At 72.5% G+C, this 14,020-nt stretch carries 13 protein-coding genes; 5 read left to right on the forward strand and 8 right to left on the reverse strand.

Going from position 1 to position 14,020, the window contains the following annotated elements; genetic code table 11:
* From DVK06_RS04395 to DVK06_RS04405, 3 genes are read left to right on the forward strand one after another with little or no spacing between them, the layout of a single operon-like run.
* On the forward strand, window positions 1-1,116 hold the full coding sequence (locus tag DVK06_RS04395; RefSeq protein WP_121599438.1) for an ABC transporter ATP-binding protein: 1,116 nt from the start codon (window positions 1-3) through the stop codon (window positions 1,114-1,116).
* On the forward strand, window positions 1,113-2,003 hold the full coding sequence (locus DVK06_RS04400; RefSeq protein ID WP_121599439.1) for an ABC transporter permease: 891 nt from the start codon (window positions 1,113-1,115) through the stop codon (window positions 2,001-2,003). The genes DVK06_RS04395 and DVK06_RS04400 overlap by 4 nt, the downstream gene beginning before the upstream one ends.
* A complete protein-coding gene (locus DVK06_RS04405) occupies window positions 1,996-2,799 on the forward strand; it encodes an ABC transporter permease (protein ID WP_053771498.1) in 804 nt (267 codons plus the stop codon). Before DVK06_RS04400 ends, DVK06_RS04405 begins: the two co-directional genes overlap by 8 nt.
* 26 nt (window positions 2,800-2,825) lie before the next feature.
* Here the strand turns inward: DVK06_RS04405 and DVK06_RS04410 are convergent, their stop codons facing one another.
* The 3 genes from DVK06_RS04410 to DVK06_RS04420 form a co-directional block, all read right to left on the reverse strand.
* Window positions 2,826-3,608 (reverse strand): endonuclease/exonuclease/phosphatase family protein, encoded by a 783-nt coding sequence (locus DVK06_RS04410; RefSeq protein ID WP_121599440.1) that lies wholly within the window; start codon window positions 3,606-3,608, stop codon window positions 2,826-2,828.
* Window positions 3,605-5,005, reverse strand: a complete 1,401-nt coding sequence (locus tag DVK06_RS04415; protein ID WP_121599441.1) for an MFS transporter — start codon at window positions 5,003-5,005, stop codon at window positions 3,605-3,607. Before DVK06_RS04415 ends, DVK06_RS04410 begins: the two co-directional genes overlap by 4 nt.
* A gap of 269 nt (window positions 5,006-5,274) precedes the next feature.
* A complete protein-coding gene (locus tag DVK06_RS04420; RefSeq protein ID WP_121599442.1) occupies window positions 5,275-5,613 on the reverse strand; it encodes a hypothetical protein in 339 nt (112 codons plus the stop codon).
* A 197-nt stretch (window positions 5,614-5,810) separates the two neighbouring features.
* Here DVK06_RS04420 and DVK06_RS04425 point away from each other — a divergent pair, with 197 nt between their 5' ends.
* Window positions 5,811-7,034, forward strand: coding sequence for a hypothetical protein (locus DVK06_RS04425; RefSeq protein WP_121599443.1), 1,224 nt, complete (start codon window positions 5,811-5,813; stop codon window positions 7,032-7,034).
* 80 nt (window positions 7,035-7,114) lie between these two features.
* Here DVK06_RS04425 and DVK06_RS04430 read toward each other — a convergent pair whose 3' ends face one another.
* From DVK06_RS04430 to DVK06_RS18620, 3 genes are all read right to left on the reverse strand, one after another.
* On the reverse strand, window positions 7,115-7,858 hold the full coding sequence (locus DVK06_RS04430; RefSeq protein WP_121599444.1) for an SDR family NAD(P)-dependent oxidoreductase: 744 nt from the start codon (window positions 7,856-7,858) through the stop codon (window positions 7,115-7,117).
* A 132-nt stretch (window positions 7,859-7,990) separates the two neighbouring features.
* Window positions 7,991-8,131: a hypothetical protein gene (locus DVK06_RS18890; RefSeq protein WP_199718573.1), complete on the reverse strand. Its 141-nt coding sequence runs from the start codon at window positions 8,129-8,131 to the stop codon at window positions 7,991-7,993.
* 166 nt (window positions 8,132-8,297) lie between these two features.
* Window positions 8,298-8,435, reverse strand: coding sequence for a hypothetical protein (locus DVK06_RS18620; RefSeq protein WP_158293559.1), 138 nt, complete (start codon window positions 8,433-8,435; stop codon window positions 8,298-8,300).
* 149 nt (window positions 8,436-8,584) lie between these two features.
* Here DVK06_RS18620 and DVK06_RS04435 point away from each other — a divergent pair, with 149 nt between their 5' ends.
* Entirely contained in the window at window positions 8,585-12,487 is a 3,903-nt protein-coding gene (locus tag DVK06_RS04435; RefSeq protein ID WP_121599445.1) for a PAS domain-containing protein, read from the forward strand.
* A 94-nt stretch (window positions 12,488-12,581) separates the two neighbouring features.
* Here DVK06_RS04435 and DVK06_RS04440 read toward each other — a convergent pair whose 3' ends face one another.
* Window positions 12,582-12,983, reverse strand: a complete 402-nt coding sequence (locus DVK06_RS04440; protein ID WP_121599446.1) for a DUF4864 domain-containing protein — start codon at window positions 12,981-12,983, stop codon at window positions 12,582-12,584.
* 58 nt (window positions 12,984-13,041) lie between these two features.
* Window positions 13,042-13,914: a hypothetical protein gene (locus DVK06_RS04445; protein WP_121599447.1), complete on the reverse strand. Its 873-nt coding sequence runs from the start codon at window positions 13,912-13,914 to the stop codon at window positions 13,042-13,044.
* Window positions 13,915-14,020: the final 106 nt, after the last annotated feature.

Here is a 14,020-nt window from a genome sequence, read left to right on the forward strand (position 1 = left end):
ATGCTCGAACTGGACGGCCTCACCGTCGAGTACGGGGACTTGACGGCGGTCGACGACGTATCGCTCGCGGTCGCGGAGGGCGAGCTCTGCTGCCTGCTCGGCCCGTCCGGGTCCGGCAAGTCGACGGTCCTCCGCGCGATCTCCGGCTTCGAGACGCCCGCGGCGGGCCGGGTGCGGATCGGCGGCGTCGACGTGACGGAGGCGCCGCCCAACGAGCGCGACTGCTCGCTGGTGTTCCAGGACTGGGCGCTGTTTCCGCGCCAGACGGTCGCGGAGAACGTCGCCTTCGGCCTGAAGATGGACGGCGTCGGGGGCGCCGAGCGCGAGGCGCGGGCCCGGGAGATGCTCGAACTCGTCGAGATGGAGGGGTACGGAGACGCGTACCCCGAGCAGCTCAGCGGGGGACAGAAACAGCGGGTGGCGCTGGCCCGGTCGCTCGTCGTCGACCCCGACCTCCTGTTGCTCGACGAGCCGCTGTCGAACCTCGACCGGCGGCTCCGCGAGACCATGCAGCTCGAGCTCAACGAGATCCACGACCGCGTCGGCACGACCATGCTCTACGTCACCCACGACCAGGACGAGGCGTTCACGCTCGGCGACCGGCTCGGGGTCATGGAGTCGGGGCGGCTCGTCCAGCACGACACCCCGGAAGCGGTGTACGACGACCCGGCGGACCGCTTCGTCGAGTCGTTCCTCGGGACGACGAACTTCGTCGCGTGCACCGCCGCGGAGCCGGGGCCGCGGCCCCGCCTGGAGACGCCGATGGGCGTCGGGTTCGAGGCCGCGGTCGAGGGCCCGTCGCTGGCGGCCGGCGACGCGGTCGTCGCCTCGCTGCGGCCGGAGCGGCTCTCGCTGTCCGTCGCTCCCGCCGAGCGGACGCCGGAGGTGACCGTCAGCGACGGCGGCGAGTCCGCGGTCGCGGTGCCAGCGCGCGTCGAGGAGACGGTCTACCGGGGCGCGGACGTCCGGATCCGGCTGTCGGCCGGCGAGACGACGCTGTTCGTCGAGCCGTCGGTCGCGGAGGCGCCCGCCGTCGACGCGGGCGACGCGGTGGTCGTGCGCTTCCGGCCCGAGGACGCGCTCTACTTCGACGGGACGGGGGATAGATGTCGGTGAGCGACGCGCGGGCGGCGCTGCCGGCCGTCGAGCTGTCCGCGCGGTGGCGGACCCTGGCGCTCCTCGTCCCGCTCCTCCTGCTCGACGGGCTCGTCTTCCTCGTTCCGATGGGCTACCTGCTCCGGCTGAGCTTCGCCGAGCGCACGTCGGGCGGCGCCTTCGCGGAGGGATCGTGGTCGCTCGCGGGGTACGAGTACGTCGCCGAGACGCCGCTGGTCCACGAGATATTCGCCTTCACGCTCGGGTTCGCCGTCCTCGTGACCGCCCTCGCGGTCGCCGTCGGCGTGACCTACGCCTACGCCGTCTGGCGCGCCGCCGGGCCCTGGCGGACGCTCCTCCTCGCCGGCGCGGTCTGCTCCCTTTTCACCACCATCGTGGTGAAGCTGTTCGCGGTCGTGCTCGTCTTCTCGCCCCGGGGGGTCCTCAACGACGTCCTCACCGGCGTCGGCCCGCTCGCGGAGCCGCTCCTGCTCGTCGACAACCTCGCCGGCGCGGTCATCGCGCAGCTGTACATCGTCGTGCCGTACGCGATCCTCACCGTCTACGCCGTGCTGACGACGCTCGACGACAGCCTCGTCGAGGCCGCCCGCGACCTCGGCGCGGACCGGCCGGCCGTGTTCCGGGAGGTCGTGCTGCCGCACGCCCGGCCGGGGATCGCCGTGGCGGGCATCATCAGCTTCACCTGGTCCGTGGGCGCGTACCCCGCGCCGCTACTCGTCGGGTCCGGGAGCGAGCAGACGACGGCGATCCTCGTCTCGCAGCTCCTCCTGACCGAGTTCGACTGGCCGGCCGCCGCCGCGCTCGCGGTGATCACCGTGGCGGTGGTGCTGACGGCGCTGCTCGTCGGGCTGTGGCGCCTCGACGACGGGGGTGAGCTCCTTGGCTAGCGTCCGCGCGGTCCGGGGCTGGCTCGCCCGAGGCGCGGTCGCGGCCCTCTTCGGCCTGCTCGTGTCGCCGCTCGTCATCGTCGTCGCGACGGCGTTCGACGCGTCGAGCGCGGTCGTCTTCCCGCCGACGGAGCCGTCGCTGCGGTGGTTCGGCGAACTGCTCGCCTCGCCGACGTGGCTGCGCTCGCTCGCCAACAGCCTCGTCGTCGCGGCCGGGACGAGCGCCCTCTCGATGGGGGTCGGGACGACGGCCGCGCTCGGGCTCCGCGGGTACGACGGCCGGTTCCGCGGCGCGCTCGTCGGGCTCGCGCTGCTGCCGCTGCTCGTCCCGGGAGTCGTCATCGCCGTGACGCTGTTGACCTTTTTCAGCGCGTTCGGCCTCCAGCAGAGCTACCTCGCGCTCGTGTTGGCCCACTCGCTGTGGGCGACGCCGCTCACCTTCTCGGTGATGCAGTCCGCGTTCGCGCGCTTCGACTGGGCGCTCCACGAGGCGGCGCTGGACCTCGGCGCGTCGCGGCTCACGGCGTTCCGGACCGTCGTCGTCCCCGAGGTCCGCGCCGGGCTGGCCGTCGCCGCCCTCGTCGCCTTCATCGTCAGCCTGCAGGAGTTCGTGATGGCGCTTTTCCTCTCCGGCCCCGACACGCGGACCGTGCCGGTGCAGGCGTGGAACTCGCTCCGCCAGAGCCTCGACCCGCTCGTGAGCGTGGTCTCGACGATCCTGTTGGCCGCGGTGCTGCTGCTCGTCCTCCTCGCCGGCGGGCTCGCCGGGCTCGACCGGCTGGCGACCGACACTTGAGAGGCCGCCCGGTGCGGCTCGTCGACTCATGGGACCACATCAGCGACGACCGGGAAGTGGTCCGACGCGGGCGCGTCGGCGTCGTGCGGAACCACTCGGTAGCGTTCGACGGCGCAGCCGCGGACGAGGACGTGGTCGATCCGTCTCGCAGCCGGGTCGCCGCTGACGCCGTCGTCCGCGTCGAAGCCGACGTACGTGCGGTCGGGCCCGTCGCGCTCGTGCGCCGCGAGCCGGGCGTCCGTCAGGTCCGCCGTGAGGGCTTCGTAAGGCGGGGATCCGGTCTGACAGTTGAGGTCGCCGGCGACGACGACGGGACCGTCGGGAACGCGGTCCCGGACCAGCCGGGCGCCCTCCAGCCGGGCTCGCTCGCCCGCGTGGTCGAGATGGACCGAGAACACCGCGACTGTCCGGCCGTCGGCGTCGGGGGGTGCCGGCGCCCGCCGGTCCCTGAGCGTCGCGTGCGTGACGGTCCGAGGGATGGCGGCGTCCCACGCCGTGACCTCGCGGTCCCCGCCCGGGGCGAGCCCGAACGCGCCGGCCGAGGCGACCGCGACGCGACGCCTCCGGACGGCGATCGGCGTGTGCTCGCCGTTGCGGTCCGGGAACGCGACCCAGTCGTAGCCGGGAAGGCGGTCGCGGAGGTCCGGCAACTGGTCCATCCAGACTTCCTGTACCGCGAGCACGTCCGGATCGATGTCGCGCACCAGCGACGCGACGCCGTCGCGCCGTACGCTCCAGTCCAGCCGCCCCGCGTCGAGGCCCGCGTACCTGACGTTGTAGGACGCGACTCGGAGCGGGGTCCGGGTCACGAACCGCCCTCCGCCGGTCGAGACCCCGCGTCGGGATCGGCGGTCGTCGGTGCGGGACCGTCCCGGACCGCTCGCCGGCCCGCGTCGACGTCCACGCGCGACAGCAACGCGGCCCCGCCCAGGAAGAACACGAGCAGCGAAACGATGCTGTACCGGCTCGACCCGGTGAGTTGTCCGACGAACGCGAACAGTGCCGGTCCGACGACCCCCGCGAGCTTCGACGAGATCGAGAAGAAACTGAAGAACTCGGCCGACTTGTCCGGCGGCGACAGCGCGGCGTAAAGCGACCGCGACAGCGCTTGCGTGCCGCCTTGAACCGTCGCGACCGCGACGGCGAGCGCCCAGAAATGCCACGTCTTTGTCATGAAAAACCCGCCGACAGAGATGCCGACGTACACGGCCAGTCCGAGGTAGATCGCCCGCTTCGTCGTGAGTGCGATCCCGCCCGCCGCGAGGCCGATCCGCCGTCCGGGAAGCGAGCCGAACAGGAACGCGAACGGAACGCCGAGGAACTGAACCAACACCAGCGCGCCCACGATTCCGGTTCGTCCGATCCCGATCTCGGAGCCGTAGATGCTCGCCATCCGGATGATCGTTCCGATGCCGTCGGCGTACAGCAGGAACGCTCCGAGGAACAGGAGGAGGTCGGGGTACTCTCGCATGTCGGCGGCCGTGGTCCGGAGCCGACGGACGGCCGTGACCACTGGCGACGAGCGCTCCGACTCAGGGGCGGTCGCGCCGTCCGTCGTGTCCGCCGGGGGTTCGTCGACGTAGGCGAAGAGCGGCAGGGAGAACACCGCCCACCAGACGGCGACCGAGAGGAGCGCCGCGCGGGTGGCGACGTCCGCGTCCGCGAACCCGAACGTCGCCGGCGAGAGGATCCACGCGAGGTTGCCCACGAGGAGGATGCCCCCGCCGAGGTACCCGACCGCGAAGCCGGCCGTCGACAGCTTGTCCGCGTCCGACGCGACGTGCGAGAGCAGCGAGTCGTAGAAGACGTTCGCGCCGACGAATCCCACGTTCGCGAGGACGAACAGCGCGGAGGCGTACAGCACCGCGCCTTCACCGGCGAGGAACAGTCCCGCGGTCGAGACGACGCCGAGGGCGACAAACCCGGCGAGGAACCGCTTCTTCGCGCGGTACCGGTCAGCGAGCGTTCCGAGTACCGGTGAGGCCAGCGCCACGAGCGCTAGCCCGACCGCGGTCGTGTAGCCGAAGTACACTGACGCGAGGTTCCCGGACAGCCCGGCACCGATCACCGACTCGTAGTAAACCGGAAACACCGCCGCGACGACAGTCGTCGCGAACGCCGAGTTCGCCCAGTCGTACAGCGCCCACGCGCCGCTGGCCCGCGAGTCGACCCCGAGCCGCGCACCCAGCGCCCCGATCCGCGTCACCGCGAGCGACCCCCGTCTGTTGGCATGGTCGGAGGCTCGGCGGCCCCCGGCAAAAACCCGACTACTGAGGGGTATAAACGGCTATTGAGCGACCGCCCGGCCGAGCGCGTCGACGATGCGTCTCTTTCCCGAGGGCCGCGCGCACCGACTCCGCCGCCTCGCGCCGACCGGCGGCCGCCTCCGCGGTCGTCCCCGCGCCCGATGCCCCCGGCGCGTCGCCCGGTACGCGCGACCGTGCGGCACGGAATCCCGATTCCCTCGCGCCCGCGTCACGGTCGCTCGCCGTCGTCCGGTCGCGACCGCTCCGCCTTCAGCTGGTCCACCTCCCGTTCCACGTCGAGCGCCGCCAGCTCGACGGTCACCCCCTCGCCCCGCTCCGAGCCCGACGCGCCCGCCGTCGCGGGCGCGTCCCCCGAGCCCGACCCCAGCAGCCGCTCGACGCGACGGACCGTTACGTACGCGGTACACGCGACGCCGAGGGCGACCGCGCCGTACGCGGCCAGTATCGCCGCGGGGCCGAACTGCGCTTCGAGCACCGCGCCCGCGAGCCACAGGAAGACGCCGACGCCGGCCAGGAAGCCGACCGCGAGCGACAGGGATCTGCTCATAACCGTCCCTCGCGCCGCGAGCTCAAAGCCTTTCGCGTGCCGAGAACCGCTCACTGAGCGCCGTCCACCGAGCGCCCGATCCGAGCGACGTCCGGTCCGAGGCGACTACCGTTCGAGACGCCCCCGACCTCAGGCGACACCGGCCATAGGCGACCGCGACCCCCCAGTATTTCAGTCGCGGAGCGGTACCGGGCGGCATGGCAAGGCTTCGCTCCGCGCTCGCGCCGGACCGCGCCGACGCGGTCGCAGCGTGGGCCGTCACCGCCGGTCTCGTCGCCGCAGTCGGTCGATTCCTGCTCGTCGGCGAGCCCGACTGGGCCGCGTTCACCGCGCTGCTCGCGCTCGTCGCCGTCGTCGTCCCGGTCGCGACGCGTGACCCGGCGGTCACCGTCCCGGCGGAGCTGCTCGCGGCCGCCGCCGTCCCCGTGGCCGTCCGCGCGGCGGGGGCGCTCCCGGGCGCGACGCCGTTCGTCGCGGCCGCGGCGCTCGGGCTCCTCGTCGCCGTCGTCCTCGACGCGTTCACCTCGCTGTCGATGACCCCGCGGTTCGCCGCGGTCTTCGTCGTCGTCGCGACGATGGCCGCCGCCGGCGCGTGGGCGGTCGGGTCGTGGGTCCTGGACGCGGTCGCGGGGACGAGCTTCGTCGGGACCGCGGACGAGCTGATGTGGGACCTGATCGTCGCGACCGCCGTCGGCGTCGGGGCGGGCGTCCTGTTCGACGTGTACTGTCACGTCTCCGGCCGGATCGAGCGGCTCCGACCGGACGCCGACGCCGCCGACGCCGACCGCGCCGTCGGTGGCGACGCCGGGAGCGGCGCGCGTCTCGTCGGGGCACTGCAGGCGGTCCTCCTCGGGATCGCGGCGATCGCGGTCGCCCGCGGCGACGCGACGCTGCTCGTGAACAGCGCCGTCCCGCTGGGTATCACGCTCGTGCCCGCGCTGCTCCGGCGGCAGTACGGCTACGCGATGGACGCGCGCCTCGTCGCGTGGATCGCCGGGGCGTCGACGCTCCACGCCGTCGGCGCGCTGGCGCTGTACGGGGCCTTCGGCTGGTACGACAGCCTCGCGCACACGTTCTCGGCGGGGCTCGTCGCGGGCGCCGGCTACGCCCTCGCTCGGAGCGTCGAGCGGCACTCCGACGCCGTCGCGTTCACGCGCGAGTTCCGAGCCACCTTCGTCGTCCTGTTCGTCCTCGCGGTCGGCGTCGCGTGGGAGGTCCTGGAGTTCGCGAGCGGCGGCCTCGCGGCGGTCACCGGCGGCGAAGCGGTGTTGGCCCAGTACGGGACGACCGACATCGTGAACGACCTCGCGTTCAACACGGTCGGCGCGGTGCTCGTCGCCGCCTTCGCGAGCGCGCACTTCGAGGGGCTCGCGGCCCGGCTCGCCGGGCGCGTCGGCGCCCTCGTCGGCGGCGGCGACTGACGCGGGCACGGACGGGCTGACCGGGGGCGACGTGGCGACCGCGGGAGGAGACGCGACGGTGCGAGGACCCGGGTCCGCGCCTACCCGTCGAACTCCGGCAGCCGCCCGCCGTCGACGGCCACGTTCTCGCCGCTGACGTACGACGCGGCGTCGCTGAGGAAGAACCGGAGCGGCGCCGCCACGTCCGCGAAGTCGGCCGGGCGGCCGCGGGGGAAGTCCTCGACGCCGGCCTCGGTGTTCGAGACGGCGAACGGCGAGACGGCGTTGACCGTGATCCCGTCGTCGCTCGTGTCCGCCGCCAGCATCCGGGTGAACATCAGGACGCCCGTCTTCGCGACGAAGTAGGGGAAGTTGACCGGGTGGGCGTGCATCCGGTCGCTGTCGGCGAACCCGACGTTCACGATCCGTCCCCACCCCTGCTCCCGCATGGCGGGCAGGGCGCGGCGCGAGCAGAGCACGGTGCCGTAGAACGTCGTCTCGACCACGTTCCGCCACGACTCCCAGTCGATCTCGCTCCAGTGACGGGCGTCGAAGTCGCCGACGTTGTTCACGAGCACGTCGACCGCGCCGAGCTCGGCCTCGACCGCGTCGAAGAGCGCGTCGACGGCGTCGGGGTCGGTGATATCGCCCTGCGCGGTGATCGCGGTCCCGCCGCGGTCGCGGATCTCCTCGGCGGTGGCGGTCGCCGCCGCCTCGCTCTCGTTGTAGTGCACGACGACGTCGGCGCCGCAGTCGGCGATCGACAGCAGTAGTTCGCGGCCGACGCGCTTCGCGCTGCCGGTCACGAGGGCGGTCCGTCCGCTCAGATCGGGGTGTGGCTCCATACCGGATCCCTGGGCCGGCCCGCCCCTAAGCGTTCCTCACGGTGGGGGTGCGGACGCTCGCCACCCCGTTGAAAACGCAGTCGGCGCGACGGGCGCTCGCCGGCGCCCGCGCTCACTCGCCGGCGCCCGCGCTCACTCGTCGCCGCCGTCGGTGAGGATCTCCACGTCCGTCGCCTCCTCCGGCTCGGACAGCGACGGTTCCTCCGCCGGCTCGTCGGTCGATTCGTCGGTCTCCTCTCGCGACCACTCTCGCGAACGATGTCCGTGGCACATGTTACGTAATACCGTACCGGCTGCTGACGGGTAAATCCTCGGCCGAATACGGCTCCGATTCGGGCGCGATGGCCCCGGAGAGCGCCGGACGCTCGGTCTCCCCGGCCGGCGGTCGGGCCGCTTCCGTCGGGGTCGGGCGCGCGTCGGACCGTCCCGTCGCGGTCGGTCAGAACACGACGATCAGAACGTACCCCACGACGACCGTGAGGGCGGTCCACAACGGGAACCGCTTCGCCTGTCGTCGCTGCTCCGGGCCGAGGTCGCCGATGGACGCGGGATCGGTATCCGCCCGGAGCCACGTCACTCCCCGCCACGCTCGGTCGCCCTCGCGCCGGCGGGCCGTCGAATCCGCCCGCGGTCGACCGCTCTGGGACGGTCGTGCGCGTTCGTGGATTTATCACGGCTAAGAACTGGCGGGAATGATTGATATCGCCGCTCCACCGAGAGATATCAATGAGTACTGCGAGCGACGAGCGCCCGGAGCCGATTCGCGTCCTGTACGTGAACGGCGACGCCGACTTCGCCGCGCTCACGCGGGCGAAGCTCCGACGGCTCGGGTCGGGTCTCGAGGTCGCGACAGTCGATAGCGCGGAGGCCGCGCTCGAACGCGTCGCGGCGTCGTCGGTCGACTGCCTCGTCACCTCGTACTCGCTTCCGGACGGAACCGGGATCGACCTCTTAGAGCGTATCGCGGACGAAGGGGCGGCCCTGCCGACGATCCTCTTCACCGGCCGCGGGAGCGAGCGGATCGCGAGCGAGGCGACGCGGGCGGGCGTGTCGGACTACATCCCGATCCACGGGACCCACGACGGCTTCGATCTCCTCGCGCGCCGGGTCCGGACGCTGGTCGACGCCGCGCGCACCGAGGCGGCCGCCGAGCGGCTCTCCGACCGCTTTCAGCGGACGCTCGAACGCGCTACGGACGCGATCTACGCGGTCGACGAGGAGTGGCGCGTGGAGTATATGAACGAGAAGATGGCCGACCGGGTCGGTCGGAACGCCGAGGCGGTCGTCGGGAACACCATCTGGGAGGAGTTCCCGTCCATCGTCGGCACGGAGCTCGAAGAGCGGTACCGAACCGCGATGGAGACCGGCGACCCGGCGGTCTTCGAACAGTGGCTCGGCGAGCCGTTCGAGTACTGGGTCGAGGTGCGCGCCTTTCCCGACGCGGACGGGATGACCGTGTTCTCCCGAGAGATCACCGACGAGCGGGAGCGCGAGGTGGAACTGGAGCGCAACGAGGCGGTCTTGGAGAACGTCCACGACGTGGTGACGGTCATCGACGAGGACTGGGAGATCCGCTTCGCCAACGCCGCCGCGAACCGAGTGCTGGGCGACCGGCGATCGGCGGACATCACGGGAGAGCGGTTGAACGCGCTCGTCGGGGACCGCGTCAGCGAGGCCGACGCCCGAGCGTTCTCGCGCGCGGTGGAGTCGACGCTCGACGAGATGACGAGCGACGGCGGCGTTAGCGGCTTCTACGACGCCGACCTCCAACTCGACGCCGCGGTCGGGGGGGCGGAGCGCACGTTCGACGTGCGGCTCACGCCGTTCCGACGACACCGGCGGACGCAGGTGCTCGTCGTCGCACGGGACGTGACGGACCAGAGCGAGACCAAGCGCCAGCTGCGCCGCGAACGGGACGCCTTGCGGCGGATTCAGCGCGTTATGGCCGAGAGCGACCCCTCGTCAGCGGCCCGCATCGAATCGCTGCTCGAGGTGGGGTGTGACGCGCTCGGCCTCGATATCGGTATCGCCTCGCGGATCCGCGACGAGGACTACGCGGTCGAGGCCGTTCACGCTCCGGACGCCGACATCGCCGTCGGCGACCGGTTCGACGTCGACGCGACGTACTGCGAGGAGGTGATCGCGGCGGACGGGGTCCGAGCGTTCGCGGACGCGCACGACCGCGGGAAAGGGTCGCATCCCGCGTACCGAGCGCTCGGGCTGGAGTCGTACATCGGCGCGCCGCTCGACGTCGACGACAGTCGGTTCGGTACGCTCAGCTTCTCCAGCCCCGCGACGCGGGCCGCGCCGTTCGGGGCGCTCGAACGGACGTTCGTCGAGCTGCTGGCGCAGCTCGTCGGCGCCGAGCTCTCCCGGGCGCGCGAGCGCGCCCAGTTACAGCGACACGAGTTCCTGTTCGACCGGGTCCAGGATATCGCGGCGATCGGCGTCTGGGAGTACTACCCGTCGAGCGACGAGCTCACGTGGTCCGACGGGGTCCGGCGGATCCACGGCGTCGACGACGAGTACGAGCCGTCCCTCGACGACGGCATCGAGTTCTACCACCCGGACGACCGGGCGACGATCACCGAGGCGGTCGACGCCGCCGTCGAGGGCGGCGGCTCCTACGACCTCGACCTCCGGATCGTGCGGAGGGACGGCGCCGTCCGCGACGTCCGGGCGTGGGGCGAGTACGTCGCGGACGCTCGCGACGGCGAGGCCGCCCTCCGAGGCGTGTTTCAGGACGTCACGGAGCGGAGAGAGGCGCAGCGCGACCACCGGAGGCTCGCGGAGGAGTACGAGGCGCTGCTCGCGACGTCCGGCGACGCGATATTCCTGCTTGACGTGGACACAGCGGGCGAGGAGCCGTCGTTCGAGTTCGCTCGGCTCAGCCCGGGGTACGAGGACCAGACCGGGCTCTCGACCGCGGACGTGCGAGGGAAGACGCCGCGGGCGGTGTTCGGCGACGAGCGGGGGGCCGAACTCGAGGCCAACTACGCCCGCTGCGTCGAGGCGGGCGGCCCGATATCGTACCGCGAAGAGCTCGACTTAGACGCCGACGCCCGGTTCTGGGAGACGAGCCTCGCACCCGTGACCGTCGACGGCGAGACGCTGCGGATCGTCGGTATCGCGCGGAACGTGACCGACCAGGTCGGGCGGGAACGCGATCTCCAGGCCTCGAACCGCCGGCTGGAGTCGCTGTTCGAAGCGACGCCGCTCTCCGTGGTGGAGGTGGACGCCGACGGAACGATCGTCCGCTGGAACGAAGAGGCCGAGACCATGTTCGGCTGGTCATGCGACGAGGTCGTCGGCGAGCGGCTCTCGGACGTCACGGCTGGCGAGCGGAACGCGCTCGGGGACCACTGCCAGCGCGCCCTGCGCGGCGAGCGGGTTCGAGCGGCGGAGATCCGACACGAGACGAAGGCCGGAGCGGAGTTGGACCTGCTCCTGTCGGTCGCGCCGATTCCGGGCTCGGACGGCGAGGTCGCGAGCACGCTCGCCGTCGTCGAGGACATCACCGAACAGAAGCGGTCGGAGGCGCGACTCAGAGCGCTCCAGGACACGGCCCAGCGGCTCAGCGCCGCCGAGTCGACCGAGGCGATCGCGGCCGTCGCCGTCGACGCCGCGGCCGAGGTCCTCGACCTCGAGATCACCGCGCTCTGGGAGTTCGACGCGGCGACGGACGCGCTCGTCCCGGTCACGGAGACGGACCCGGCGGCCGACCTGCTCGGGGAGCCGCCGCGATTCGCGAGCGGCGAGGGGCTCGCGTGGGAGGCGTTCGAGTCCGGCACCGCCCGGGTGTACGACGACGTCCGGAACGCGGACGGGCGGTACAACCCCGACACCGCGATCGAGAGCGAGATCCTCGTGCCGCTGGGGGAGCACGGACTCATGATCACCGGCTCCACCGCCCCGCGAGAGTTCTCCGAGACCGACGCGGACCTGTTCCGGATCCTCGGCGCGACCGTCGAGGCGGCCCTCGCCCGCGCGAGCCGTGAAGCGGAACTACACCGGCAGAACGAGCGCCTCGACGAGTTCGCGAGCGTCGTCGCGCACGACCTCAGAAACCCGCTCGCGGTCGCACAGGGATTCCTCGATCTCGCCGAGGAGACGGGCGACCCGGACCACTTCGAGCGCGTCGGGTCCGCCCTCGATCGGACCGAGCGCCTCGTGGACGACCTGCTCGCTCTGTCGCGCGGCGAGACCGCGGTCGAGGACGCAGAGGCGGTCGACCTCCAGGCCGTGACGACGGAGGCGTGGGGGTACGTCGACACGGCGGCGGCGTCGCTCGCGGTCGCCGACGAGCTCCCGACGGTCACCGGCGACCCGGGCCGGTTGACCCAACTCTTCGAGAACCTCTTCCGGAACGCCGTCGAGCACGGCGGTCGGGACGTCTCGGTCACCGTGGGCGGCGCGGACGACGACGGGTTCTACGTCGCGGACGACGGGCCGGGGATCCCGCGAGCGCGACGCGACGAGGTGCTTCGCCACGGCGTCACGTCGAGCGCGGAGGGGACGGGGTTCGGCCTCTCGATCGTGGCCGACATCGCGAGGACGCACGGGTACATCGTCTCGGTGGAGGAGAGCGCCGACGGCGGTGCGCGGTTTGAGTTCGCTCGGAGCGACTGACCCGAGCGGCGGTCCGGTCGGGCGCCGCGCGCCCGGTCACCGGACCCGCGCGGTGAGGTCGGTGAGAAGCGCCGCGCGCGCCGAGCGCCGCGCGTCACTCCAGCGTGACCCGGTCGGTGAGCCAGTGGCCGTCGAGGTCGCCGTCGCGAGCGCTCGACAGGCCGAACGCGTACGTGACGGTGCGGCCGTCCGGGCCGGTCAGCGTGACGCGCTGTTCCGCCCGTCTCCCGCGGCGCTCCAGCGCCCCCGTCGTGGCCTCGACGTGGTCGATCATCGGGGCGTACCGCGGGCCGCGGACCATCCGGACGAAGCGGTCGAACGGCCCGGTCGCCCGCCTGTTTGCCGGCGACGCGAAGTTGTACGCGACGGCGATCCCGGCGTCCTCGAACGGGTCGTCATTCGAGGCGAGCGCCCCGAGTTGGATCGAGACTACCTCCTCCGGGGAGTGAGACGGGTCGGGGGTCGGGACACCGTCGATCGGGTGCCGGTCGGACATCGGAATACCGCGTTTTAGCGCGCGAACGGCTTGAATTCTCGGCTTCGTCGCCGACGCGTCAGGCCGACAGCGACGTGAGAACCCCGTTGAGCGTCTCGAGCTCCGAGGGGTCTCTGGCCACCTCGGCCGCGGTCTCGGCGATCGCGGTCCGGTCGACGAACTCCAGTCCGTCGCCGTACACCGCGAGCACGGGCTCGTCTCTGAACTCACCGATCGGTCGCGCGCGGACGCTCTCGACGGGGACGTAGGGGCCCTCGGGGAGCGTCGCCGCGTCGGCGTGCGTCGTCGGGAGGTCGGCGCGGTGGACGCCGACCAACACGTGCCCCGGGAGGAACGCGAGCGCCGTCCGGTACCCGAAGGGCGGCTGCGAGAGCATCCCGACGAGGAGGTACGTCAGGTCCTCGCAGTCCCCGCCGGCGTCGACGAGCGTCTCCGGAACCGCGCGGACGTAGTCCGGGACCCCCTTCGACGCCGTGTCCGTCACGTAGGGGAGGGAACGGACGAACGAGACCGCGCGCTCGAACCGCGCCGTGTCCGGGAACGCCACCCCGTTGCGATTTTCGAGGGCGTTCGCGGCGTCGATCCGCTCCACGAGCCGGCGGGCGTGGGGATCGGTCCGGGCCGACTCGAGCGCCGAGAGGTACCCGCGCGGGCGGCGGGCGGCGGCCGCGTACGCCGGTCGCGGAACGGAGAGATCGACGCTCCACCGTCGTCCCCGGCCGTCGGTCCAGTCGTACGTCAACGCGTACCGCCCGCCGACGCGGTTTCTCGCGACGCCGTCGGCCGCGTCGAGCGACCTGGGGGTCGCGGCGCGGCCCGGCGGCGGCGTGACGGCCGACGAGTACAGGCGGGAGAGCCCCCCGAGGGCGGAGGCGACCAGCCCGAGCGCGCACTGCGCGACGCCACGCCGGAGCAGTTCGCGCCGTTTCACGGGTGCCTCGCGGCAACCGTCGCTCGGTCGGCCGGCGGTGCGAACGGCGTCTCCGCCACGCTTTCTGGTCGCTGTGACCATCCTCCCAGTCGCCCGCGCTCGGGGA

The organism is Halorubrum sp. Atlit-28R (genome assembly GCF_003665955.1).
In the GTDB taxonomy this organism is placed as follows: Archaea; Halobacteriota; Halobacteria; order Halobacteriales; family Haloferacaceae; genus Halorubrum; species Halorubrum tropicale.